This is a genomic window from Mumia sp. zg.B17 (genome assembly GCF_019550915.1).
Classification (GTDB): domain Bacteria; phylum Actinomycetota; class Actinomycetes; order Propionibacteriales; family Nocardioidaceae; genus Mumia.
In genome coordinates this window covers 318943-344246 of record NZ_JAHWCI010000005.1, presented here as the reverse complement: position 1 = coordinate 344246, position 25304 = coordinate 318943, and the positions used below count along the sequence as shown (strand labels likewise).

The following is a 25304-nucleotide window of genomic DNA, read 5'->3' as shown; positions in this document are numbered from 1 at the left end:
TGAGACCCTTGTTCAAGATACCCGTCGCCCTCTTGGCAGCCCTCGCCTTGATGGTGGGCCTGGCCGGAACCGCGAATGCAACGGACACCAGCGAGCTCGGCCGTGAGGCAAAGAAGGCGTTCGTGAAGCCTTCCGGAGACCTCGTGGCGAGTGGCGTGGCCGGGACGGCGCTGTACTCCGACGTCAGCCTGGGCAACTTCACGCTTCCGCGCTCGGGGAGTGTGACCCGCAGTGCCACCTACTGGGTCGCGCCTGACAATGACTGGCTGTTGTCCTACGAGGTCTACGACGGCAACGACAACCTCGTGTCGACTGGGGAGGTGAGCAGCCTCTACGGTGACGCGCCATCGGGGTCGATCCCGCTGACCTTCTCGGCATCGGCGGTAACGGGCACCTGGACAGTGCTCTGGGGTTACGCGGAGTACCTCCCTGAGAGCGACGACTATTACACCGAGGGCGACTACAACTTCTTCGCCGTTAACCGTCAGGCCGCGCCGGTCCCGACCGCGAAGAAGCCCGGCGCGCCGCGGTCGCTGAAGGTTTCCAGTCAGGTCGACGCAAAGAAGCGGAAGGTCTCGTGGGCGGCTCCGTCGAGCAACGGTGGCGCGGGTATCCAGGGCTACCAGATCATGGTGAGGAAGGGCAGCAAGACGCTGTACACCAAGAACGTCGCGGCATCGCGGCGCTCGTTCAAGGTTCCCCGCCGCCTGCTCCACAACGGCAAGGATCGGGTCTATGTGAAGGCCCGCAACCGTGTCGGGTTCGGCTCGAACGCTGCCCGCTCCTTCAAGGTGAAGAAGCCCGTCAAGGCGTACTCGCGATGCTCAGCACTTGCTAAGGACTACCCGCGCGGGGTCGCCCGCTCGGCGTCTGCGGCTCGCAAGCACAGCGATGGCGCCGAGGTGTTCGCCAGGGTCTACCGCCTAAATGCCAAGAGGGACAGGGACAAGGACGGCGTCGCCTGCGAGCGCTGACGTCAGTCTGATCGGCGGGCCGCGCTCGTCCATAGTCGAGCGCGGCCCTCCGAATGAGTAGCTCAAGAGATGGCGCTGACTGTGCACTTGGAGGCACGGCGGAGGTCCTCGAATCACGCGGTGTCTAATGAGGGAACCTGGCCGCGCCTGGAAAACTCCACCTTGGCGCTCGTTCATCGAATCTGCGTTCGCCGAGTCAGGAGGGCGGTCATACCTCATTGCGCTCAGTGTGCGCTGCCGCGCGACCCCGTCAGGCAGCCCTCGATCAAGGCCATGTCGACGGCCTCGACCCAACTTGCGGATGGCGCTGTGGCTGTCGACCGGCGTGAGGGCTCGGCGTACGGCGACCTCCATGCGCCGTTCGTCATCGCGATGGCGGCAGCCAGTTTCTCAACGGACGACCACGACGTGATCAACGCTCTGTACGGCACCGCGGTCGTGGAGATGACCTCCACGCCGGATGGCGAAACGTCCTCCGCCTCCGTCCACAGGCCCGACGGATACTGGTACCGGGGCGATCGCTGGGGACCACCAAGGGGTGTCGGCGGTCCTCCTCGTCAGGCGACTACACGTCGGCGCACGTCGGCGCACGTCGGCGCGCAGACCCACACGGCACCCGCACCCGGAGGCCGAGGTCGAGACGTTGCCGATCTCACGGCGGTCCGTCGTCGATTCCGACGGGCACCTCAGCTTCATCGAGGCAGAGCGATCCCAGGCGGCTTGGCTCGGTCTGAGGGGCCCCTGGCCTGTCGGTGAACCCTGCCCGAGGTGAGCCGGTCGAAGGTAGTAGTTGCCCACGCTTCTCCCAGCCGGGTTGCTGTCGGGGACGCGAAGCGGTCCGCCGGGTCGACTCCGAGGGTATGAATGGCGTCAGCGCGATGTGGCAATCACCTCGCGAAAGTGGAACGCTTCGAATCCGCGACCAGCGACCGGTTCGCCCGGCGCGACGCCTCAGCGACGGCAGCCACTGTTCCTCACGACCGCGACGCAGGACACGCGGCCCGGCGAGCACGTCGGCGAGCCGGGCCGTTGAACCTTCAATTTAGGCTCCTTCCGATCCGGCCACTGGGGCCGCCCGAGCCTTCAGCGCCGGTAACAGCACACGAATCCCGTCACCAGGTGCCTACCGATGATGTCGCCGATAACCGGATCGTCGGCCCTGATCTTGGCCAGCACCCGTTTCAGCGCCTTCTGCACCGAGGTGCGAGCGCGCTCGTCCGCGCTCGCGAAGTTTCGTGCACGACCCGCGAGTCCGTGGCCCCGTGCCAGTTCGTCCACAAGCGCGTCGTACTCGCGTTGTGCTCTGTCGAGCCGAGCGTCGTCATCTGCCGCGTCGGCCATCTCCTCACGGAGCCGCTCCATGCGATGCCGGTATTCCAGAACTGCTCGCCCATCGAGAACGGGCTGTGGCGTGCCGGCGTCGGTGGGTCGCCCAGACAGTTCTATTGCGCTGACCTCGACGCCGGGCCTAGCGAGCAGGACCGCGAGGTACCGCATCCCCAACCAGTCAGGGACGCGGACATCGCGGGTCCCCAGGGAGATCTGCCACTGCCCGTCGACGCGCGTGCAGCTGACCGGCGTGGGGCGACCGTCGGCCCGGCTGGCGACGTGTGACTCGAGCAGACGCTGCGCGATCCGAGTCGCCGGCAGGTTTCCCAGGGTCTGGTTGTGTCGGATGGCTGCCTCGAGATGCAGGCGAGCGCCGTCGGTGTCGCCGAGTGTCAGTGCAGCAAGTGCAAGCGGGTAGTGCGCTGACCCGAAACAGGTCACCCCAAGGCTGGCCATGACGGGGCGTTCGGCGTACGGGGCGAGGAGTTCGCGGACCTCTACGGCGACGTCACGGTCGTGCAACTCGTGAGCCGCAATCGCCGCGCCGAACAGCGCGACGAGCCAGGTGCTCGAGGGGCGCAGGTTCGAAAGGCTCGGTCCACGGAGACGCCGCAACGCGATCAAGGCCTCCTCCAGCTCTCCGGCGTCGGCGGCTGCGACGGCGAGAGCGGCAAGGTATGCCTCATTGGTAGAGGCGAGCGTCTGCGACGAGACGAGTTCAGAAATGAGGGGGATCAGCTCAGCGCTGCGCCCCTGATACCACCGCAGCGAGCATAGCTGCGCGCCATACCAACCCAGAGCGTCAGCATCCCCGACCTCTTCGCCACGCTCGAAGCACGCGGCCGCAGCTCGCTCAGCGTCGTCGAGGTGGCCGGAGCGGATCATCTGCATGACCTTAAGCGCGGACACCAGATAGAGCGTCGCGCTGTGGTCCGGATGCGATGCCATCCGCTCCAGTTCCGACACCGCACGATCCGCGTGAGGGTCACCGAGGAGGACGAGGTCGACCGTCCGCCACACGACTCCCATCAGGAGGTCGATCCTGCGACCCTCCGTGGCCCCCAGGGCGATCAGCTCGTCGGCGATGCTTAGCCTGCGCTCCGCGTGCTCGGGGCCGAGCATGCAGTGGTGGCAGAGGTTAAGGGCCTCAGCGACCAACAGCACGTCGGCCGTCTGTTGCGCCTCATCCAAAAGCCGCCCTACGCGCGCGACTGATCCGTCGCCGTAATCAACCTCGGCAGCGTCCCGCACCGCCAGCCGCTTCGCGGTCTGGGACGACGACGGGAGCCGCTGCATGGCCCGCTGACGCCAGGTCCGGACAAGCAAGGCATCGACAACGCCCCGGTTCTCGTGAACCCAGAGGCCGTTCCAACCGAGGACTGCTCGACCGAGGAGGTCGTCGTCCTCGCTGTTGACGGCCGTCAGTGCTGCTCGCATGAAGTGCTTGCGGGCCGTCCCCAGGTTCCCGTCCACCTCGAGCGCAGTCGTCCCCAGGCCCAGGTCGATCCGCGCGCTCGCGCAGACTCGGGGCGCGCGCCCGCCGTTGCCCCGGTTCGATCGTGGTTCCATCAGCACTCAACGCGCGTAGCCGTGCACACCGGGCACCCCCTTCCCGCCATTGTCGCGCGTGCCAGGGCCGCGGTCCACGAAGTTGTCGGCGGACGCACGGCGGCACAGGTACGGCACACCCGCGTCACGCCTGAAGGTTAGGAACAGCCTTCGCGAGGGTGCCAAGCCGACCCTGTCGGCATCACCGGGCTACCTCGTACATCACCCGAGGGGAACACCATGACCATCTCGTCTCAGTGGCGCCGCATCGTAACCATCGCTGTCGCGGCGGCCGTCACCTTCACTACTGCATCCACGGCAATCTCGGCGGCGCCAAGCGTCCCCGGCGATCAACCGGTACTCGACACCGATGCTCACCCGAAGTTCAGTTGGAGCATGCCGGAGCGATACGACGCCAGTTGGGCGGCATACCGCGCTGCCACGGGCACCTACCGCCCCGGTTTCGTCACACCAGCAGCCTGGTCCATCCGGCTTGACGCATGTGACTCCACTGCGATTCGCCAGATCACCGGTTACGTCTTCAGAATCAATAAGGTCGGCAGCACGTGGTCCCGAACTTTCAGGTCACGCACTTGCAAGGCACGCTACGACGCCCTGCCGTCTCTCGGCAGGTACGACGTGCGGCTCTCGCTCAATACCAACTGGCGCCCGAGTGTTGGCGTCAGCAGACAGGTTCACGAGCTCGCCACTTTGAAGGACCACCTTATCGTCTCGATGGGTGACTCGCTCGCCTCTGGGGAGGGCAACCCGGACGTCCGGGGTGACTACGGCGCGCGGCCTCCCAAGGCTGCCGTGTGGAGAGACCGCCGCTGCCACCGATCGGCACGGAGTGGACCGGCTCGCGCCGCCCGGGCGGTGGAGCGGGCCGACGCGCACTCGTCGGTCACCTTCATCAGTGTGGCGTGCTCTGGCGCCAAGATCCGACATGTCTCTCACCGAAGGTACTCGGGGATTGCCGGGGCCGGCTTCCTCTTCCCGCCCCAGGTGAAGCAGGTCGCAGACCTGGTGGGTCCTCAATCAACGCGTGGGGGGCGCCGGATCAATGCGATTCTGATGTCCGCGGGCGTCAACGACCTCTATTTCAGTGGGGTGATCAGGCGATGCGCGAAGTTCTGGACGGGCACCAGTTGCTTGCGGATGCCCGATCGTCGGAGCAACCTCGCGGGGCTCCCTGCGTCGTATCACCACCTGGCACGGGAAATCGCGGCACAGTTGCCGAACACCGCGCGAGTGCTCGTGAACAACTATCCCGCGTACGTGTTCAAGAACGGTGGTTGCGGTGCCCTGCGCGGCATCACCAGCTCAAAGGGTAAGGCGATCGCCCGCCTCGGTGTGACGCTCAACAAGTCCATCGCCACCGCCACGCGACGCCACCTCAATGCCCCGTACCGCTGGCGGGCGGTGCCTGACCTGACTGCTCCGTTCAAACCGCACCCCTACTGCGGCGGCAGCACATGGTTCACGCGGTTCGAGTGGTCGCTGCGGCGCCAAGGCGACCTGAACGGGACTGCGCACCCGAACGGTCCCGGCCACCGTGCGTACCGCGACATCCTCAATAGCGCCCTTCAAGGCGTGCTCTGACACCAGGTGGTGTCCCGGACCGGTTAGTCCGGGACACCACCGATGAGCTGGCACGAAGAGGACGACGGCCATGATCGGTCTGAAGAGATCGTGCATTAGGTCAGGCGCCGACGATGGGCCGGGCGAGCGGCTCTCATATGGCGAGTACCGTGCGCGAGAGGGCCACTCATCCGGTTCGCCGCACTCTGCACCTCTGCTTCTTGGCGCTAGAGCGGCTTGGTGCTCGGAACACCAGAAACCGCCGCTTCGAGCGAGCGATCATCGACTCCGCCTACGTCGTCCCGGGATTCGGTCTGATGACTGAAAGCGACCACGCGAGTGAGAAGCTGCTGTCGTCGTAGTTCGTGGCCTATCAATTGGGCCACGAGCGCCAGTTAAGGACTCGGGGTAGGTGCTTGACTTGCTGGGTAGCCGACTGCCGTGCGACGGATACCGCCACCCGAGCGGCAGTTCTGAGGACACGAATCGCCAAGCGACCTCTGAAGGGTTCTTGTCGTCTGAGGTCGGGCAGTCCTGTCCGGGAATGACCAGCCCACGCGTCGACACGCTTGAGGGAGGCGAGTTGGACTCTGGGCCGCGCCGTGTACGGGTGCTGACTAGTGGACGACTCTCTCGGAAGACTTCTCGACCAGCGGAGTTTCGTCCGAGCCCGTGCGCGCGATCACCGAGATCATGTAGTCGCCACGCTTCTTCGGCAAGGGCACCCACAGCTTAAAGAAGGCGCTGTCAGGATCCTCGTCCGCGTGGAGTTCTAAGGCGGCGAACTCCCCTAGCCACGCCTTGCTGAGGGACTGGATCTCGCCGTCAGTTGCGTCGATGAGTTCCCAAGAGATCCCGACAGTTCGACCCTCGCTGTGGGTCAGATGGACGTTCACCCGCACCACCACGCCCAGTGAGTCTCTCTTGCCTCCCGACCCATTGCCGACAGGTCGTGACCGGACCTGGGAGAGCACGACGAGGGCGCGCTCGGTCGCCGCGCTGGCCGGAAGTCGACGTCCTCCGCTACCGCGTGAGCTTGCCCGAACGAATAAAGTCATCGGCCCGTCACTTTCCGCCTCTGGGTCCACCCGATATTGGGCGCCAACCCGTCGCAACACCTTCCTCACGTAGGCGCGCGGCACAGCTGGTGCCTCCGATGCTCGCCGCGGCGCGGCTGTGGTCACGGACGTGGGCGTTGAGGGAGTCGTGGAGGTCGGATCTGTAGGGGTAGCCGTCGACTCGGTCCCGTCGGTCGTCGTAGACGTTGGGTCAGTGGGTATGGGCCCACTCACGACGGCAGATGTGAGCGCCGCGACTGGTCGAAGCGTTACGCGATGTCCGTGCGTGCTGGCTGCGAAGTTGTCCCCGACCGGTCGAAAGTCCGCGAGCGGAACGAGGCTCGGAGAAACCGCCAGCGACGTGATCCGGACGTCCACCGGCTCCTGACGAGGTATCAGGGCGGCGACGGCGGCGATGGATGTCGCGATGGCGCCGGCGGCGATGATGCCGCCTTTGAGCGTGGCGACGGCAGCTCGAGCGCGTGACCAGATGCTGTCGCTCTCGCGATCTCTCTGCGCGGATGCGAGGTCACCGGCATGAGCGGTTTGTGCGGTGCGCCGAGCCATCCTGAACCGTCCTCCCGGTACTGTCAAGTCGGTGTCTCAACCGACCTCCATGTCCGGGGATGCACGGTGACCGTGCATCTCTTACACGTTCCTCGTGTGATGTGGGCGTGTCAACGAACTTTCGTTTTCCGCCCACTTGTACGGCGGTCATCGCGAGGGTGCGGCCGTGCACGGCGTCGCGGTCGCTCTAACGCACTCTGTGGTCGCGGATGCCTCTGCCAAACCCTCGCGGCGTCGCTGTCGGCGCGGCTCGGCCACGCGCGGCCGTCTATGAGCCAGGACATGTACTTGACGCCGCGGAAGGTCGACTCCCAAGCTGCTGACGCGCTCAAGTTCGCGAAACCGTCCCGGCAGCCAGGAGGGAGCAAAGAGGGCAATGAAGAAGGCCAGAACCCTAGGGGTGTCTGGCCTGCTTGTTGGTGCGCCATCAGGGACTCGAACCCCGAACCCGCTGATTAAGAGTCAGCTGCTCTGCCAATTGAGCTAATGGCGCGTGGTGCCCCTAGACCGTCGTCCGAAGCAGTAGGAACTTTAGCAGGGCACCTCAAGCAGTCCTAATCGAGGCCCGCCGTGTGACGCGGGACACCGCCCGACCTGCAAGAATGCGGCTCCGATCGACCGAGAGAGTCCGCCTATGAGCCAGGCTACGTCGCGCCCCCTGTCCCTGCCTCTGCGCCTCGAGCGGGCTGCGATCCGCGGCTTCGCCCGGCTCCCGCAGGCCGTCATCGCACGCCTGGGAGCGAGCGCCCCGGTCAACCGCGACGGCGAGCGCCTCGCGCCCGAGGTCGCCACGGCGTTGGGCGTCCTCAACCGCATCCCGGGGTCGGACTTCTCGACCAAGCCTCTCGACGCCGCGCGTCAGCAGATCGAGGAGGAGTCGCTCGTCTTCGCCGACAGGTTCCCGCCGTTCGCGGTCGAGGAAGACCTCCTCATCCCCTCGCCGCACGGCGTGATCCCAGCGACCCGCTACCGCGCCAAGGCGGGGGAGTCGCGTGGGCTCGTCGTCTACTTCCACGGCGGTGGTTGGGTTCTCGGGAGTCGCGTGAGCACCGACTCCGCCGTACGGTTCCTCGCCCTGCACGCCGGCGTGGACGTGCTGTCGGTCGACTACCGGCTCGCGCCCGAGCACCCGTTCCCCGCGGCGATCGAGGACGGGCTGTCAGCCTGGGACTACGCGGTCGCGCAAGCACCGGTATGGGGCCTCGACCTGTCGCGCATCGTCGTCGCGGGCGACAGCGCCGGCGGCAACATCAGCGCCGTCCTCGCCCTCGAGCTCCGCGGGCGAGAGGTCGAGCCGTGCCTGCAGGTGCTGTTCTTCCCCGTCACGGACCTGTCCACCAAGCACCCGTCGTACGAGGAGTTCTCCGACGGGTTCTTCCTGACGGAGCGGCAGATGGACTGGTACCGAGAGCACTACCTCGCCGACTTCGCCGACGCCGTCCACCCGCGGGTCTCGCCGCTGCTCGCCGAGGACCTGACCGGCGCCGCGCCCGCGTACGTGGCGGTGGCGGGGTTCGACCCGCTGCGCGACGAGGGCATCGCGTACGCCCGCCGATTGGAGGAGGCCGGCGTCCCCGTCGAGCTGGATCGCGCTGGCGACCTCATCCATGCCTTCATCAACATCACCGGCGTCAGCCCGAGCGCGTACGCCGCGACGTTGCGGGCCGCGCGCGCCATCGAGAAGGCCGTCGGGGCATCGGGGCGCGCCTCGTGACGACGGTGACCAAGGCGTACTCGCGCCGAGCCGCCGAGTACGCGCACGTCCTCGGCTCGATGGAGGCGGTGCACCCCTCCGACCGGCAGCTCGTCGAGAGCTGGGCCGACACCGTGACGGGGCCGGTGCTCGACGCGGGGTGCGGGCCCGGCCACTGGACGCACCACCTCGCGGGGCGTGGCCTCGACGTTCGCGGCATCGACCTCGTCCCCGCCTTCGTGGAGCATGCTCGGCGGAGCTATCCGGACGTGCCGTTCCGGATCGGCAGCATCGACGCGATCGAGGAGCCCGACCAGTCCTTCGGCGGGGTGCTGTCGTGGTACTCGACGATCCATCATCACCCGTCCCGGATCGCCGCCACCTTCGACGAGTTCGCCCGTGTCCTCCGGCCCGAAGGCGGGCTCGTCCTCGGCTTCTTCGACGGACCATCGATCGAGGCGTTCGACCACGCGGTCACGCCGGCCTACCGGTGGCCGCCCGAGGAGCTGCACCGGCTCCTCGCGGCGAGCGGCTTCACCGTGAGCGAGACCCGTACGAGGACAGGACAAGGGCAGCGGCCCCTCGGCGCGATCGTGGCCCGACTCGGCTCAGCCTCGTGAGGCGGACCGCTCCAGGCGCCACACGTTGTCGACGTGCGTCCCCGTACGGCCGTCGGGTGCCGTCGACGCACGCTCGACGCCTTCCTTGGTGACGACCGTCCACTCGTCCTCGGGGAGCGACAGCACGTCGAGGACCTCGTCGAGCGTCGGGAAGACGGCGTGGGGCACGGAGTGCTCGTGCGGCTCGGCCCACGAGGGCCAGCCGCCGTGCATGACGACGAGCAGCGTGCCGCCCGGTGCCACCGCCTCGGCGGCGCTGCGGAGCACGCCGTCCTGGTCGAGGGCGACGGGGGACTGGAGGTAGTGCGCGTTGACGAGGTCGTACGAGCCGTCGGGGAAGGTGACGCCCAGCTCGTGCCGCTCCCACGTCGTACGGTCGGCTACCCCGGCGTCGGCGGCGTGCACTGCTGCGCGGTCGAGGGCGGTCTGCGAGATGTCGACGCCCGTGACCGTCCAGCCCTGCGTGGCCAGCCACACGGCGTCGGCGCCTTCGCCGCAGCCGAGGTCCAAGGCGGTGCCGGGAGTCAGGTCGGCAACCTCGCGGACGAGCAGCGGGTTGGGCTTGCCGCTCCAGATGCGGTCGGAGCTGCCATAGCGCTGCTCCCAGAACTCCGTCGGATCCGTGGGCTCGGCGGGGGCGGTGGGCTCTGTCGCGTCGTTGCTCATGCTGCTAGTCGACCACGGGGGTGGAGCGGCCGTAGCCGGATCTGCGGGTCAGCTTGTCCAGCAGCGGCTGCACGCGGTACGGGAGAGGAGTCGAGATCGCCAGCGTCGAGGTCGTGTGACGGACGCCGTCGGTGTCGATGATGCGGACGACGACCTCCTGCAGCTCGGCGTGCGTCACCGCGCCGACGCGTACACGCAGGTCCTCACGTCCGGCCTGCGTGATGATCTCGAGCACCTCCGGGATCTCCGAGATCGCCTGCACCACGTAGGCCATCCGCCGCTGGTCGAGCTCGACGTCGACGAACGCCTGCACGGACACGCCGATCGCCTCGAGGTCGACGTCCGGGCGGAAGCCACGGAGGACGCCGGTCTCTTCGAGCCGCTTCAGGCGCGCCTGCACCGTGTTGCGGGCGACACCGAGCGCCGACGCGAGCTCGACGACGCCGGCACGCGCGTTGCGGGTCAGTCTCCCGATGATCTCGGCGTCGAGGCGGTCCAGGCGAGGCACGGGTCGAGTCTGTCAGACCAGTCCGTCGACCGGCACACCCTCGGCACGCAGCCGCTCGACGTACGTCGCGACGTTGCGCAGCTTGACGTCCTCGTAGCCGCGCACGAGGTCCGGCAGCTCGGCGATCCGCACCGCACGCTCGTACGAGTCCGCCGACAGGCCGGCGGTCACGGTGTCGAGCAGCGCGTCGTAGTGCGCGGCGAGACGACGCTCGAGGCGCCGGACCTTGGCGTAGCCGAACACGTCGAACGGTGTCCCGCGCAGGCCCTTCATCCGCGCGAGCCCGCGCAGCAGCACGTGCGAGCGTGGCGTGAATCCGACCTTGGAGCTGCGGCCCATCGAGCGCATCACGGGCGGGTGCAGCTTGTAGGTGAGCGTGGCGCCGCCGGGCACCTGACGCGCGACCTCGTCGGCGAACGAGGAGTCGGTGAGCAGGCGAGCCACCTCGTACTCGTCCTTGTAGGCGGTGAGCTTGAAGAGGTACTGAGCCGCGGCCCGCGTCAGCCGGTCGTCGCTGGTCACGGCGCGCTCGGCGTCGCGTACGGCGGCGACCCTCGCGACGTAGCGCTGCGCCGTCGCCATGCCCTGGAATCCGACGAGGTCGCTGGCCCGGCGGGCGACCATGGCGCGGATCTCGTCGCTGAAGCCGGCAGCGTCGACGGCCGGCACGGCGACGAGCGGAGCTGCGCTCGTCTGCGGGCGCGTGGCCGTGGCAAACGCCTCCGGATCGGCGACCGCCACACGGCCCCACCGGAAGGCGGCCACGTTGGCGTCGACCGCGACTCCGTTGATCCTGATGGCCTCCTCGATCGCCTCGGCCGGGATCGGGAGAGCGCCGGCCTGGTAGGCGGCACCGACGAGCAGGAAGTTCGCCGTGGTCGTGCTCCCGAACAGCTCCTCGGCCGCCTCGAGCGCGTCGAAGGCGTGCACGTCACGCGTGACCGCGTCCAGGCGGCCGATCAGCGTGTCGAGCTCGGGATAGCCGACCGACGCGTCATAGACCATGTCACCGGTGGGCGTCCTGCTCGTCGACGCGACCGCGACGGTCGTCGCCGGGTCGCCGTACCCGAGGTTCTTCGGGGACGTGGCGGCGAGCAGGTCGAACGCGAGGACGCAGTGCGCGCCCTGCGGGGTGAGCCGGTTGGACGGCTCGAGGCCCGCTCCGGACTCTGTGCGCGGCGAGAAGCGCAGGTGCCCGGTCACCGGACCGGCCTTCTGGCTCAGACCAGTCTGATCGAGCGTCTCGGCGTCGAAGCCCGCCCGCATCGCCGCCATCGCGAGCACCTGGTTGACCGTGACGATGCCGGTCCCGCCGATGCCGGCCATCAGCACGTCGTGGGTGCCGGCGAGCGGGGGAGCGGTGGGGTCGGCGACCGCCGGCGGCGTCGGCGTCGTACGGCGCGCCGGGCGTGCATCCGGGTCGACCTCGACCGTCACGAACGACGGGCAGTCTCCGTCGAGGCACGAGTAGTCGGTGTTGCACGACGTCTGGTCGATGCGCGTCTTGCGGCCGTACTCGGTGTCAACCGGCTGTACCGACAGGCAGTTGCTCTTGACGCCGCAGTCGCCGCAGCCCTCGCACACGGCCTCGTTGATCACGACGCGAGTGTTGCGCGCGGGCAGCGTGCCCCGCTTGCGCTGACGGCGTGCGTCGGCGGCGCAGTGCTGGTCGTAGATGAGCACGGTGACACCGGGGACGTCGCGCAGGATCCGCTGCGCCTCGTCGAGCCGGTCGCGGTGCCACAGGAGCGTGCCCTTGGCGAGCGAACGCCTGCGGTGCCGCTGCGGCTCGTCGGCCACCACGATGACGCGCGCGACGCCCTCGTCGGTGAGCTTGTGCGTCAGCTCCGGGACGGTCAGCGCGCCCTGGGCGTCCTGCGCACCGGTCATCGCGACGACGTCGTTGTAGAGGATCTTGTAGGTGATGTTGACACCGGCCGCGATGCACGCCTGGATCGCGAGCTGGCCGGAGTGGAAGAACGTGCCGTCGCCGAGGTTCTGGAAGATGTGCCCGGTGCGTGTGAAGCCGGACTGGCCGATCCACTGGCTGCCCTCGGCGCCCATCTGGGTGAAGCCCGTGACGGCACTGTCCTCGCGGCCCGACGTCGACACCATGATGTGGCAGCCGATGCCGCCGCCGGCCAGCGAGCCCTCCGGGACGGCGGTGGAGCGGTTGTGCGGGCAACCGCTGCAGAAGTACGGCGCGCGCGAGGTCGACAGCAGGGGGAGCGGGATGGTCTGGGGCCTCGGGATCTCGATGCGGACGCGGCCGTCGAGCACGTGGCGCAGAGGTGCGAGCAGGCGGCCGGAGGTGACCTCGCCGTCGGCGGGGACGAGCCGACGGCCGACGGCGTCCTTCTTGCCGATCGCGCGGGGGGCGTCGGGCATCCCGTAGAGGATCTCGCGGACCTGCGTCTCGATGAACGCGGTCTTGTCCTCGACGACCACGATCTCGTCGAGACCGGTCGCGAACTTCTCGACGATCCCCGGCTCCAGGGGCGTCACCAGGCCGAGCCGCAGCACCCGGATGCCGGCGGCGTGCAGCGCGTCGTCGGTGAGGTTGAGGTCGAGGAACGCCTGACGGAGCGCGTCGTACGTGGTGCCGGCGGCGACGAAGCCGACGGTCGCGTGCGGCGGGTCGATGTCGACGACGTTGAGCGGGTTGGCGGCGGCGTACGCGAGGACGGTCTCCGTCCGCGGTCCGACGAGCTGCGCCTCCGCCCCCACGATCGCGTCCGGGTTCACGATCATCGGCGCCTGGGCGTACGACCAGGGCTTGCCGTCCCACTCGATCGACGGCACGACCGGGCGGAAGGCGTCGGCGGGGCGGTCGACCACCCACGAGCCGTCGGCGACGTCGGCGACGATCTTGAGCCCGACCAGGCAGCCCGACGCACGCGAGAGCGTGACGGCGTGGAGCCCGAGCGTGACGATCTCGGCGGCGTTGCGTGGGAAGAGGACGGGGATGCCGAGCGCGGCCAGCGTCCGCTCGCTGACAGCGGGGACGGTGGACGACTTGGAGGCGGGGTCGTCGCCCGCGAGGATCACGGCTCCGCCGCGGGGGTCGACGCCGTACATGTTGGCGTGCCGCAGCGCGTCGGTCGCGCGGTCGACGCCGGGCGCCTTGCCGTACCAGTAGCCGACGACGCCGTCGTAGACCGCCTCGGCCGGGTCGAGCGGCTGCTGGGTGCCCCACACCGACGTCGCGGCGAGCTCCTCGTTGAGGCCGGGGACGAAGCGGATGTCGTTCGCCTCGAGCACGTCGGGCATGTCAGCCAGCATGCGGTCGACGCCCCCGAGCGGGCTGCCCTGGTAGCCGGACACGAACGACGCGGTGCGCCGGCCCTCACGCCGGTCGTGCTCGCGCTGCTCGACCAGGAGGCGCGCGATGGCCTGGACGCCGGTCAGCAGCACCGGCGGCGAGCCGGCGCGAAAGCGGTCACGCAGGTCGTACGGCTCCGGCTCGGGAAGCGAGTCCGGGCGGCCGACCATCAGCTCGGTCATGGGAGCTCCTTCACGCGGCGGGCATCGATGTGATGCCCCCACGGTGGAGGAGCGTGACGGATCGCGCAACAGCCCGTTCAGCAGCGACGCATCATGCTCAAATGTGACGCCCGTAACGGACAGCAGGACCGCAACGTGACCAGCATCACGCCGAGGTGCGGACGGGGCGGCTCAGACTGCGCGGCCCTCGTGGTCGAGCACCGCCATCGCGGCGTTGTGGCCCCCGATGCCGCTGACCGCGCCGCCGCGCCGTGCGCCCGATCCGCACATCAGCACGCGCGCGTGCCCGGTCTGGACACCCCACCGCTCCGCCGGCGTACGGCCCAGCTGCTCGACCCAGGGCCACTGCAGGTCGCCGTGGAAGATGTGGCCACCCGGCATCGCGAGATCCTTCTCGATGTCCGCCGGCGTCTTGACCTCGACGCAGGGGTCGCCGTTCGCGTCGCGTGCGATCACCGACGCGATCGGCTCCTCGAGGTAGGCGTCGATCGCCGACTCGAACGCCCGCCAGCCGCGCGCCTTGGCGTCATCGCTGCTCTCGGCGTACGGCCAGTGGATCCCGAAGTACGTCAGCGTCTGCGCGTCCGTCCCCGCGAGCTCCGCACCGAGGATCGAGCGGTCGGTGAGCGTGTGGCAGTACAGCTCCCCGCAGGCCACGTCGGGCGACGGCGTCGCGAACGCCCGCTCGAGCTCCTCGTAGGTCTCGCCGAGATGGAAGGTGCCGGCGAACGCGACCGTCGGGGCGACGCCCGACTTCAGCCGCGGCAGCCGGTCGACGAGCAGGTTGATCTTGAGCTGGGACCCCTCGGGCTTCGAGGGCAGGGGATCACCGAGCAGCCCCGCCAGCACGTACGGTGCCACGCCCGACAGCAACCAGCGGGCCTCGATGTCGAGGCCGTCGGCGTGGACGACGACGCCGTCGATGTCCGCGTCGACGGCACGGACCGTCACCCCCGTCCGGATCTCCGCGCCGGCCTCCTCGGCGACGCGACGCAGCTCGTCGGTCACCGCGCCCATGCCACCCACCGGGACCCGCCACTCGCCCGACCCGTTGCCGACCAGGTGATAGAGGAAGCAGCGGTTCTGCTGGAGCGTCGGGTCGTGCAGCGAGGCGTACGTCCCGATCAGGCCGTCCGTCGCGACCACGCCGCGGACGAGGTCGCTGGTGAAGCGACGCTCGATGGCGTGGCCCAGCGGCCGCGCCACGAGGTCGCTCCACACGGCCTCGCCCACGTCCTCTCGGATCGCCTCGGTCGTGGGCAGCGGCCGCAGCAAGGTCGGCGCCACGGAGAGCGCCAGCCTCTGCGCGTCGGCGTAGAAGGCCCGCCAGGCGTCGTACTCGGTGTTGGTCCCCGTCGTCTCCCGGAACGACTCTGCTGTCGACCGTCCCTCGCGCGTCTCGACGAGCAGCCCGCCACCGTCGTAGGGCGTGTACGAGGCGGTGTCGCGTGCCCGCAGCTCGAGCTCGAGACCGAGGTCCTTGATCAACTCGTGCGGCATGAGCGAGACGAGGTAGGAGTAGCGCGAAAGCCGGGCATCGACCCCCGGGAACGGGCGCTCGCTCACGGCGGCGCCGCCGGTCCGGTCGAGGCGTTCGAGCAGCACCGTACGGAGGCCGCTGCGGGCGAGGAGGGTTGCGGCGACGAGGCCGTTGTGGCCCCCGCCGACGATGACGACGTCGTGAGTCATGCGGGTCAGCCTAGGCTGGTTGATCGAGTAGTAGTGCGTGCCAGCCAGCCAGCCAGCCAGCCAGCCAGCCAGCCGTCGGGCGGACATGGACCCGATGGGCGAGGTCGAATACGCGCCGGGCGAGCCCAAGGGCACGCCGTGGCACCCGCACCGCGGCTTCGAGACCGTGACCTACATGCTCGATGGCGTCTTCGACCACGCCGACTCCCACAGCGGCGGATCGATCACCGACGGCTGCGGCCTTCGCGGCGGACCGGGGCCCCTACACCCGCGACCCGCTCCCGATCCGCTGACCCCGGCCCCTGGCACCCTTACTCGGGTCCGGGGGGCTTCGCTTTTGCCCTGAGCAGCGCGCGGCGCCCTGGCGGACTCCCTCCCCGATCGTTCCCTGACGTCCTAAGAGGCCACATGAGATTCAAGAAGTCGCTCACCGCGCTCGCTGGTGTCGCCGCTATCGGCACACTCACGACGGCGTGTTCAGATGATGCGGTGGTCGTGAGCGACAACTTGTCGAAGGCGGCCGACAACTTCGAGATCGACCGCCGCGTCGTGTTCTTCAACGGGATCACGGACAAGTACCTTCTGACGATCGAGGGCCGGTGCGCGATCGAGGACGATGGCGGGCAACTCGAAGTGACGTGCAAGGTCGGGAAGGGCGCCTACAAGAAGCACTTCCTCGGGCTGTCTGACAACGTCTCGTACTTCGTCGAGCAGATCGAAGGCGCGTACGCGGACCCGAACCACTATCGGGTCACGTTTAAGCCGGAAGCGATCGTCCCATCGATCGACCTGCGCACGTCTGCCGACGACTGACCGTTTCCTGAAGGCCCCGGCTCCTCTTCATGAGGGGTCGGGGCCTTTTGTGTGAGCAGCCTCCGGCGTCCTGGCGGACTGCGCGCTCATGTCTCCCTGTTACGTCAGGAGGCATGGAGGCGTACGAGGACTTCCGCAGGGGACGGTTCGGCCAGATCCCGGCGAAGGAGATGCCGCACGGCGACGTCTGCGGAGCCGCGCCCGGCGCGTGAGGCACTGGCGCCGCGTTGGGCCCCGTTGGTCGAGTGGGGCGGAGCGCCAGCGGAGCCCGTATCGAGATCCCTCGGCGCCCGCCGTCCCTCGAGCCACACCACGCAGGTCGAGGCCGCGAGCACGGCGCCGAGCGCGCTGACCGCGGCCCACCCGCCGGCCACCCAGGCGGCGGTCGTCGCCGCCGACCCTGCGGCCCCGCCGACGAAGAACGCCGTCATGAACGCCGCGTTGAGCCGGTTGCGCATCGCAGGGTCGAGCGCATAGATCGCGTTCTGGTTCGCGTTGAGCAGCATCTGCTGCGCCACCACGAGCGCCAGCACGCCGAGCAGCAGCCACGTCAACCCCGCCGCGCCGCCTCCTCCGCCGAGCGCGATCAGGCCCCACGCGATCGGCAGGGCGAGCGTCGACGCCCGGGCGACCGTACGGGCACGCCCGGCGTCGACTAGCCGCCCCGCGACCGGCGTCGCCACGACTCCGGCGATCCCCATCAGACCGAAGGCGCCGATCGCTGCCTCCGACCACCCGTACGAGGTGGCGAGCAGGAAGGTCGACGCAGTCCAGAACGTGTTGAAGGACGCCAGCGACAACGCGGCGACGAGCGCACGGCGGCGCAGCACGGGTTGCGTCCCGAAGAGCGCGAGCGTCGAGCCGAGGAGGGCGGGATAGGCAAGGCCGCTCGGTGTCTGGAGCGTCGGGAGCCGCACCCGAAGCGCCACCGCGACCGCCGCCACCAGCACCCCGCACACGACGTAGACCGACCGCCACCCGGCGAGCTGCGCGACCGCCCCCGAGATCGGCCGCGACACGATGCTCCCCAGGAGCAGACCGCTCATCACGACAGCGACCACCCGGCCCCGCTGCTCCGGCTCGGCGAGCGTCACCGCGAACGGGACGACGACCTGCGCCGCGACCGACGTCAGCGCCGTGAGCGCGGTGGTGACGAGGAGGACGCGGCCGCCGGGCGCGAGCGACGACGCGACCAGCAGGACGGCCGTCGCGCCGAGGAGGGAGACCGCCAGCCGACGCCGTTCGAGGAGGTCACCCAGAGGGACGATGGCGAGCAGGCCGACGGCGTACCCGACCTGCGCGGCGGTCACGATCATGCCCGCTGTCGAGTCTCTGATCCCGAGGTCGTCGGCGAGCAGGTCGAGGAGGGGGAGTGCGAGGTAGTTCGCCGAGACCGACAGCCCGGTGGACAGCGCCATGAGCAGGAGCAGGGAGCGGGGCAGGTCGCGCGGGCCGGACATGACTCCAGCCTGAGCCGTCAGGGTGCATGAGTCCAACGCATGCTTGTCACGCCAGCGATCGCGATTTGAGATCGATCTGCCACCATGGGCGGATGGAGCTCCAGCAACTCCGCTACGTGGTCGCCGTCGCCGAGACGCGCAGCTTCACGCGCGCCGCACAGCGCTGCCACGTCGTCCAGTCGGCGCTCAGCCACCAGGTCGCCAAGCTCGAGCGAGAGGTCGGGGCCCGGCTGTTCGAACGCACGAGTCGCCGGGTCGCGCTGACCGCGGCGGGCGAGGCGTTCCTTCCCGCGGCACGGGAGGCTCTCGACGCGGCCGAGCGTGCGCGGGCGGAGGCGGCCGCCGTCTCCGGCGTCGTGAGCGGACGACTGCGTCTCGGTGCCATCCCGACCGTCACCGCCGTCGACGTCCCCCAGGTCCTGCGCGCCTTCCGCGACGAGCACCCGCGCGTCGACGTGAGTCTGCGGACAGACGGGAGCGAGGAGCTGGTGGCACGGATCGCGGGCGCGTCGATCGATGTCGCGTTCCTCGGCCTTCCGCCAGGGCGCGAGCCCGCCGGCGTACGCTCGCGTCTCCTCGGTAGCGGCACGCTCGTGGCCGTCCTCGCACCGGACCATCCACTGGCGGGCCGGCGCCGCACCAGGCTCGCCGAGCTGGGAGGCGGCGACTTCGTCGACTTCACGGCGGGGACGCCGGGACGCGTCCAGTCCGATCTGGCCTTCGCCGCCTCGGGCGTCGAGCGGCACGTCGCCTTCGAGGTCACGACCGGTGACCTCGCCGGACGTCTGGTCGCGGAGGGTCTCGGGGTGGCGCTCTTGCCGGAGGCGTACGCGGCCACGCTCCCCGGCGTCCGTACGGTCCCGATCACCGACGCCCCGGTCCGCGAGGAGCACCTCGCCTGGAGCCGCTTCCGCCCGTCACCGGCGGCAGCGGCCTTCCTCGCGATGCTCGGGGTGCCGGAGGCGGGGGCGAGCGTGTAGAAACGTCGCATGGCCGACTTCGTGGGGTCCGTGGACCAGGGCACGACCAGCACCCGCTTCATGATCTTCGACCACGGCGGCAACGAGGTCGCCCGTCACCAGCTCGAGCACGAGCAGATCATGCCGCGCAGCGGCTGGGTGGAGCACAACCCGCTGGAGATCTGGGAGCGCACGAGCGCCGTCATCCAGACCGCGCTCGCCAAGGCCGGCCTCTCGTCGTCGGACCTGGCGGCCCTCGGGATCACGAACCAGCGTGAGACCACCGTCGTCTGGGACCGCCGCACCGGACGGCCGTACGGGCCCGCGATCGTCTGGCAGGACACCCGCACCGACCGGCTCGCCTCCCGCCTGGAGCACGACGGCCGCGGCCAGGTCATCCGCGAGAAGGCGGGCCTGCCGCCGGCCACCTACTTCTCCGGCGGCAAGATCGCCTGGATCCTCGAGAACGTGCCCGGTGTCCGCGAGGCCGCCGAGCGCGGTGACGCGCTGTTCGGGACGACCGACTCGTGGGTGGTCTGGCAGCTCACCGGCGGACGCCGGGGCGGCGTGCACGTCACCGACGTGACCAACGCCAGCCGGACGATGCTGATGAACCTCGAGACTCTCGACTGGGACGACGACCTGCTGGAGATCTTCGACATCCCGCGCGCGATGCTCCCCGACATCCGACCGTCGTCGCTCACCGACGCGTACGGCACCACGCTCGACAACGGTCCTCTCGACGGCGAGGTTCCGATCACCGGCATCCTCGGCGACCAGCAGGCGGCGCTCGTCGGGCAGGTGTGCTTCGCGCCGGGGGAGGCCAAGAACACCTACGGCACCGGCAACTTCCTCCTCCTCAACACCGGCACCGAACTCGTGCGCAGCAAGGCGGGTCTGCTGACGACGGTGGCCTACCAGCTCGGAGACGCCGACCCGGTCTATGCGCTGGAGGGCTCGATCGCCGTCACCGGGTCGGCGGTGCAGTGGTTGCGAGACCAGCTCGGCATCATCTCCGGGGCCGCCCAGTCCGAGGCCCTGGCACGCCAGGTCGAGGACAACGGCGGCGTCTACTTCGTGCCGGCGTTCTCCGGGCTGTTCGCGCCGTACTGGCGCTCGGACGCCCGCGGCGCGATCGTCGGCCTGTCCCGCTACAACACCAACGCGCACCTGGCGCGAGCGACGCTGGAGGCGATCTGCTTCCAGTCGCGGGACGTCGCCGACGCCATGCGCGAGGACTCGGGCGTGGCCGTCGACGTGCTCAAGGTCGACGGCGGCGTCACCGACAACGAGCTCTGCATGCAGATCCAGGCCGACGTGCTCGGGACTCCGGTCAGCCGGCCCGTCGTGTCGGAGACCACGGCGCTGGGAGCGGCGTACGCGGCGGGACTGGCCGTGGGCTTCTGGGACAGCACCGACGAGCTGCGGGAGAACTGGCAGGAGTCGAAGCGCTGGGAGCCGCAGTGGGACGAGGAGCGGCGCGAGTCGGCGTACGCGGGGTGGCAGAAGGCCGTCGAACGCACCCTCGACTGGGTGGAGGTCGACTGACGTGCGGCCCGTCGCGCTGGACCACGCAGCCCGCAGGGGGGCTCTCGAGCGGCTGCGCGCAACGGCCTCGGAGGGCCCGCTCGACGTCCTCGTGATCGGCGGCGGCGTCGTCGGCGGAGGGTGTGCCCTCGACGCCGCGACCCGGGGTCTGACGGTCGGGCTGGTCGAGGCACGCGACCTCGCCTCCGGCACGTCGAGCCGCTCGTCGAAGCTGATCCACGGTGGCCTGCGCTATCTCGAGATGCTCGACTTCTCGCTCGTCGCCGAGGCGCTGGCCGAGCGCAGCCTGCTGGTCGAGCGCCTCGCGCCGCACCTCGTCCGCCCGATCCCCTTCCTGTACCCGCTCACGCACCGCGGGTGGGAGCGGGCGTACGCCGGCACGGGGGTCGCGATGTACGACTCGATGGCGTGGCTGTCGGGGCAGTCACGTGGGATGCCCCGTCACCGTCACCTCTCACGGCGCAAGGCGATGCGGCGGATGCCGGCGCTGCGCAAGGACGCGCTCGTCGGTGCGATCGAGTACTACGACGGCCAGGTCGACGATGCGCGCCACACGATGATGCTCGCGCGGACGGCTGCCTCGTACGGGGCGCACGTCGCCACCCGCACGCGCGTGACGGGCATGCTGCGCGAGGGCGAACGCGTCACCGGTGTGGTCGCGCGCGATCTCGAGAGCGGAGACGAGCTCGAGATCCGTGCGTCGCAGGTGATCAACGCGACGGGCGTCTGGACCGACGAGACGCAGGCGATGGTGGGTGAGCGCAGCCAGTTCCACGTGCGGGCGAGCAAGGGCGTGCACCTCGTCGTGCCGCGCGACCGCATCCAGGGCGACGTCGGGCTCATCCTGCGGACCGAGACGTCCGTGCTGTTCGTGATCCCGTGGAAGCGGCACTGGATCGTCGGCACCACCGACACCGACTGGTCGCTGTCCAGGGACCATCCCGCGGCGAGCCGGACCGACATCGACTATCTGCTCGCGCACCTCAACAGCGTGCTGGCGACGCCGTTGACCCACGACGACGTGGAGGGCGTGTACGCAGGGCTGCGCCCGCTGCTGGAGGGGGAGTCCGACGCGACCTCGACGCTGTCGCGCGAGCACGCGGTCTCGCACGCGGTGCCGGGCCTGGTCGTGGTCGCCGGCGGCAAGTACACGACGTACCGGGTGATGGCGCGCGACGCCGTCGACGCGGCCGCCGACGCGCTCGGTGTCCAGCTGTCGCGAGCGATCCCGGCGTGCGTGACCGAGGACGTGCCGCTGCTCGGCGCCGACGGGTACGCGGCGCTGTGGAACCGTCGTGGCCTGATCGCTGCGCGCAGCGGGCTGCACGAGGTGCGGGTGGAGCACCTGCTCCGGAGGTACGGCGCCCTGGTGCACGAGCTGCTCGAGCTCATGGAGGCCGACCCGACGCTGGCGGAGCCGCTCGCGGGCGCGGACGACTATCTGCGGGCCGAGATCGTCTATGCCGTGACCCACGAGGGCGCGCGCCATCTCGACGACGTCCTCACCCGCCGTACGCGGATCTCGATCGAGACGTTCGACCGTGGTGTCGACTCGGCCGACGAGGTGGCCGCCCTCATGGCGGGCCCGCTCGGATGGGGACCCGAGCAGGTGCGCCGGGAGGTCGAGCACTATCTCGCGCGGGTGGCCGCGGAGCGCGAGAGCCAGACGATGCCGGATGACGAGACAGCAGATGCGGCGAGGATGGGGGCGGGGGACGTCGTGCCGGTGGCGCGCGGCGGGTAGAGCGCCGGTGGCGCGCGGCGGGTAGAGCGCCGGTGGCGCGCGGCGGGTAGAGCGCCGGTGGCGCGCGGTGGGTAGAGCGCCCCACCTACGATCGACGTGTGCCACCTCGCTCCCCGCTCCCACCCCAGAACGGCCTCGGCGCCGTCTGGTTGCGGACGCCGGACCGCGGTCGCGAGGCGGTGACCTGGGCGACGATGGGGGAGTGGCTGCGCTGGCGGCTGCCGGAGCAGGTCGACGTCGCCGGCATGTTCGCGACGCGGCGATTCGTCGACGACGCGGGAAGTCCGGTGGCCGCCGACGACCCGTACCAGCCGCACGCCTTCGTGTGGTTCTACCGGGACCTGCGCGAGGAGGCCCCCGTGCCGGGGGAGCTGCGCATCCTGCATCGCGACGAGCGCCTCGTGGTGGTGGACAAGCCGCCGTTCCTCGCGACGATCCCGCGGGGACGCCACGTGCGCGAGAGCGTCGTGGTCCGGCTGCGCGACGAGCTCGGCCTGCCCGAGATCTCGCCCGTGCACCGGTTGGACCGGATCACCTCGGGCGTCCTCGTGCTGACCACCGAGCGGAGATGGCGCGGCGCGTACCAGATGTTGTTCCAGCGGCGGGAGGTGCGCAAGACCTACCGGGCCCTCGCGCCGGTGGACCCCGGGTTGGACCTGCCGGTGACCGTACGCAACCACCTCGTGAAGCGCCGCGGGCTCTTCCAGGTGGCGGTGGTCCCGGACCTGCGGGTGAACGCCGTCACCCGCGTCGTCCTCGAGGGCCGCCTCGGCGAGCACGGCGTCTACCGCCTCGAGCCCGAGACCGGCCGGACCCACCAGCTACGGGCTCATCTCCACGGCCTCGGCATCCCGATCGTCGGCGACCCGGTCTATCCCGAGGTCCTCGATGTCGACCTGGACGACTTCACGCGACCGCTCCAGCTGCTGGCGAGCGAGCTGGCGTTCACCGACCCGGTCGACGGTTCCGAGCGCCGCTTCGTCAGCGAGCGCGCGCTGCCGCTCCTCCCCGAGGACTAGCGTCTTCGGCGCCGCCCGGCCGGGACGAGACGGGCCGGCTCACGGCACGCGCGCGGTCCACTCCTCGGTGGCGTACTTCGCCGCGGCCAGCGACTCCATCGCCTCGCGTGTTCCCTCGTCGAGCGCGACCGGCCTCAGCCCATAGCTGGCGTCGAAGTGCTCGACCATCGCGCGGACGATCTCGTCGCGGGTCATGCCCGTCTGGCTCCGCAAGGGGTCGACCCGCTTGGCGGCGCTTGCCGTCCCCTTGTCCGACAGCTTCTCGCGCCCGATCCGCAGGATGTCGAGCATCTTCGCGGCGTCCATGTCGTACGACATCGTCACGTGGTGCAGGACCGCGCCGCTGGCCAGCCGCTTCTGCGCGGCGCCGCCGATCTTGCCGTGCGGGGTCGCGATGTCGTTGAGCGGCACGTACGACGCGTCGAGGCCGAGCCCGCGCAGCGCACGGATCACCCAGGCGTCGAGGAATGCGTACGACTCGGCGAACGTCATGCCCTCGACGAGCGACGCGGGGACGTACAGCGAGTACGTGATCGTGTTGCCGGGCTCGACGAACATCGCGCCGCCGCCGGACATGCGACGTACGACCGTCGCGTCGTGCCGCGCCGCGGCGTCGAGGTCGACCTCGTTCGACAGCGACTGGAACGAGCCGATGATGACCGCGTTGGACGCCCACTCCCAGACGCGCAGCGCCGGTGCGCGCAGACCCTCACCGACCTGCGTCGCGAGGACCTCGTCGAGCGCCATCTGCTGCGCGGGGTGGAGCGGGCCGGCGTCCACGAGCTCGAAGTCGAGGTCGTGCCACGCGGTCGAGCGTCCGAGCGCGCGTGCCACCGCGAAGCCGACGGAGCGCGGGTCGAAGCCGATCATCGTGGCGTCCTCGAGCGCGTCCTCGACGGCGCTCGCGTACGACCCCACCGAGGCGTCGGCCGGCTGACCCTCGAGCGCGTCGGTGATCCGGTCGAGCCCGTCGTCGGGCTCGAGGAAGAAGTCGCCCGACAGCCGGACGTCCTTGAGCCGGCCGTCGACCACCTCGAGGTCGACGACCACCAGCTTGCCTCCGGGGACCTTGTACTCGCCGTGCACCGCGACCTCCTCCTCGACTGCGCCGACGTGGACGCGTCGACGTCGGGGTCAACGCGCGACGAGGGGCAAGGCTTCCCAGGAACGGGAGAAGCCCGGTCGGGACATCGTCCTGACCGGGCCTCATCGGGGTGGATGACGGGACTTGAACCCGCGACCACCGGCACCACAAGCCGGTGCTCTACCAACTGAGCTACACCCACCGCGCGCGACCCGGCTCGTACCGAGTGCGGCCAGACGAGTGTAGCGGGTCAGCCTTCGTCGTCCGAAATCCGGGTCGGGTCCACCTGCTCCACCGCGGCGTCTGTCTCCGGCGCCGCTGGAACCGTCGCGCGGAGCGATCCGGAGTGCTCTGCGGCGAGCGCCTTGGCGGTCTCGCTGTCCGGCCCGGGCTCGGGGACGAAGACGGCGGCGCGGTAATAGCGCAGCTCCTCGATGCTCTCGAGGATGTCGGCCAGCGCCCGGTGGTTGCCGGTCTTGGCCGGGCTGTTGAAGTAGGTGCGCGGATACCAGCGGCGCGAGAGCTCCTTGATGGAGGAGACGTCGACGACCCGGTAGTGCAGGTAGCCCTCGAGCTCGGGCATGTCGCGCAGGAGGAACGCGCGGTCGGTGCCGATCGAGTTGCCTGCGAGCGGCGCCTTGCCGGCCTCGGGGACGTGCTGCTTGATGTAGTCGAGGACGACCTGCTCGGCGTCGGCGAGCGGCAGACCGGCATCGAGCTCGGTCAGGAGGCCCGACGCGGTGTGCATCTGCGTGACGACCTCGTTCATCTGGTCGAGGGCTTCACGTGGCGGCTTGATCACCACGTCGATGCCGTCGGCGATCGGGTTGAGCTCGAAGTCGGTGACGATCGCGGCCACCTCGATGAGCGCGTCGCGCTCGAGGTCGAGCCCGGTCATCTCGCAGTCGATCCATACAAGCGTGTCCACGACGATCAACCC

General features: G+C 69.8%; 19 protein-coding genes and 2 tRNA genes. 10 read left to right on the top strand and 11 right to left on the bottom strand.

Annotation, left to right across the window (positions count from 1 at the left end):
* Positions 1-8 precede the first annotated feature (8 nt).
* Entirely contained in the window at positions 9-974 is a 966-nt protein-coding gene (locus tag KV097_RS07235) for an excalibur calcium-binding domain-containing protein (protein ID WP_220365488.1), read from the top strand.
* A 1083-nt stretch (positions 975-2057) separates the two neighbouring features.
* On the opposite strand, the gene KV097_RS07230 is transcribed toward KV097_RS07235, so the two are convergent.
* The gene (locus tag KV097_RS07230) at positions 2058-3878 is read right to left on the bottom strand and encodes a hypothetical protein (RefSeq protein ID WP_220365487.1); all 1821 of its coding nucleotides are present in this window, start codon (positions 3876-3878) and stop codon (positions 2058-2060) included.
* A 213-nt stretch (positions 3879-4091) separates the two neighbouring features.
* On the opposite strand from KV097_RS07230, the gene KV097_RS07225 reads away from it, so the two are divergent.
* Complete coding sequence (locus KV097_RS07225; RefSeq protein WP_220365486.1) at positions 4092-5453, top strand: GDSL-type esterase/lipase family protein; 1362 nt, start codon at positions 4092-4094, stop codon at positions 5451-5453.
* Between the two features lie 596 nt (positions 5454-6049).
* On the opposite strand, the gene KV097_RS07220 is transcribed toward KV097_RS07225, so the two are convergent.
* Entirely contained in the window at positions 6050-6340 is a 291-nt protein-coding gene (locus tag KV097_RS07220) for a hypothetical protein (protein WP_220365485.1), read from the bottom strand.
* Positions 6341-7474: 1134 nt separating this feature from the next.
* Positions 7475-7550, bottom strand: a tRNA-Lys gene (locus tag KV097_RS07215).
* A 141-nt stretch (positions 7551-7691) separates the two neighbouring features.
* Here KV097_RS07215 and KV097_RS07210 point away from each other — a divergent pair.
* Together KV097_RS07210 and KV097_RS07205 are read left to right on the top strand one after the other, a co-directional pair.
* Entirely contained in the window at positions 7692-8771 is a 1080-nt protein-coding gene (locus KV097_RS07210; protein ID WP_220365484.1) for an alpha/beta hydrolase, read from the top strand.
* Positions 8768-9370, top strand: a complete 603-nt coding sequence (locus KV097_RS07205; RefSeq protein WP_220365483.1) for a class I SAM-dependent methyltransferase — start codon at positions 8768-8770, stop codon at positions 9368-9370. Before KV097_RS07210 ends, KV097_RS07205 begins: the two co-directional genes overlap by 4 nt.
* On the opposite strand, the gene KV097_RS07200 is transcribed toward KV097_RS07205, so the two are convergent.
* The 4 genes from KV097_RS07200 to KV097_RS07185 all read right to left on the bottom strand — a co-directional run bounded on the left by KV097_RS07200 (position 9359) and on the right by KV097_RS07185 (position 15737).
* Positions 9359-10036, bottom strand: a complete 678-nt coding sequence (locus KV097_RS07200; protein ID WP_220365482.1) for a bifunctional 2-polyprenyl-6-hydroxyphenol methylase/3-demethylubiquinol 3-O-methyltransferase UbiG — start codon at positions 10034-10036, stop codon at positions 9359-9361. The genes KV097_RS07205 and KV097_RS07200 overlap by 12 nt on opposite strands.
* 4 nt (positions 10037-10040) lie before the next feature.
* The gene (locus KV097_RS07195) at positions 10041-10544 is read right to left on the bottom strand and encodes an Lrp/AsnC family transcriptional regulator (RefSeq protein WP_220341104.1); all 504 of its coding nucleotides are present in this window, start codon (positions 10542-10544) and stop codon (positions 10041-10043) included.
* Positions 10545-10556: 12 nt separating this feature from the next.
* Complete coding sequence (locus KV097_RS07190) at positions 10557-14048, bottom strand: indolepyruvate ferredoxin oxidoreductase family protein (RefSeq protein ID WP_255559269.1); 3492 nt, start codon at positions 14046-14048, stop codon at positions 10557-10559.
* A 171-nt stretch (positions 14049-14219) separates the two neighbouring features.
* Positions 14220-15737, bottom strand: coding sequence for an NAD(P)/FAD-dependent oxidoreductase (locus KV097_RS07185; RefSeq protein ID WP_220365481.1), 1518 nt, complete (start codon positions 15735-15737; stop codon positions 14220-14222).
* 85 nt (positions 15738-15822) lie between these two features.
* Between KV097_RS07185 and KV097_RS19135 the strand changes: the two genes are divergently transcribed.
* Complete coding sequence (locus tag KV097_RS19135; RefSeq protein ID WP_308289374.1) at positions 15823-16083, top strand: pirin family protein; 261 nt, start codon at positions 15823-15825, stop codon at positions 16081-16083.
* 62 nt (positions 16084-16145) lie between these two features.
* Positions 16146-16550: a hypothetical protein gene (locus KV097_RS07175; RefSeq protein WP_220365480.1), complete on the top strand. Its 405-nt coding sequence runs from the start codon at positions 16146-16148 to the stop codon at positions 16548-16550.
* Positions 16551-16654: 104 nt separating this feature from the next.
* Here KV097_RS07175 and KV097_RS07170 read toward each other — a convergent pair whose 3' ends face one another.
* A complete protein-coding gene (locus KV097_RS07170; protein ID WP_220365479.1) occupies positions 16655-18010 on the bottom strand; it encodes an MFS transporter in 1356 nt (451 codons plus the stop codon).
* A gap of 92 nt (positions 18011-18102) precedes the next feature.
* On the opposite strand from KV097_RS07170, the gene KV097_RS07165 reads away from it, so the two are divergent.
* The 4 genes from KV097_RS07165 to KV097_RS07150 all read left to right on the top strand — a co-directional run bounded on the left by KV097_RS07165 (position 18103) and on the right by KV097_RS07150 (position 23280).
* Positions 18103-18990 carry a LysR family transcriptional regulator gene (locus KV097_RS07165; protein ID WP_220365478.1) on the top strand — a complete coding sequence of 296 codons (888 nt, stop codon included), beginning with the start codon at positions 18103-18105 and terminating at the stop codon, positions 18988-18990.
* A gap of 9 nt (positions 18991-18999) precedes the next feature.
* Complete coding sequence (gene glpK / locus KV097_RS07160; protein ID WP_220341108.1) at positions 19000-20517, top strand: glycerol kinase GlpK; 1518 nt, start codon at positions 19000-19002, stop codon at positions 20515-20517.
* A 1-nt stretch (position 20518) separates the two neighbouring features.
* Positions 20519-22261, top strand: a complete 1743-nt coding sequence (locus KV097_RS07155; protein ID WP_220341109.1) for a glycerol-3-phosphate dehydrogenase/oxidase — start codon at positions 20519-20521, stop codon at positions 22259-22261.
* 194 nt (positions 22262-22455) lie between these two features.
* Entirely contained in the window at positions 22456-23280 is an 825-nt protein-coding gene (locus tag KV097_RS07150; RefSeq protein ID WP_220365624.1) for a pseudouridine synthase, read from the top strand.
* Positions 23281-23319: 39 nt separating this feature from the next.
* On the opposite strand, the gene KV097_RS07145 is transcribed toward KV097_RS07150, so the two are convergent.
* The 3 genes from KV097_RS07145 to orn all read right to left on the bottom strand — a co-directional run bounded on the left by KV097_RS07145 (position 23320) and on the right by orn (position 25301).
* Positions 23320-24366, bottom strand: a complete 1047-nt coding sequence (locus KV097_RS07145; protein ID WP_220365477.1) for a biotin/lipoate A/B protein ligase family protein — start codon at positions 24364-24366, stop codon at positions 23320-23322.
* A gap of 127 nt (positions 24367-24493) precedes the next feature.
* Positions 24494-24566, bottom strand: a tRNA-His gene (locus KV097_RS07140).
* Between the two features lie 48 nt (positions 24567-24614).
* Positions 24615-25301, bottom strand: a complete 687-nt coding sequence (gene orn / locus KV097_RS07135; protein WP_220341111.1) for an oligoribonuclease — start codon at positions 25299-25301, stop codon at positions 24615-24617.
* Positions 25302-25304 lie beyond the last annotated feature (3 nt).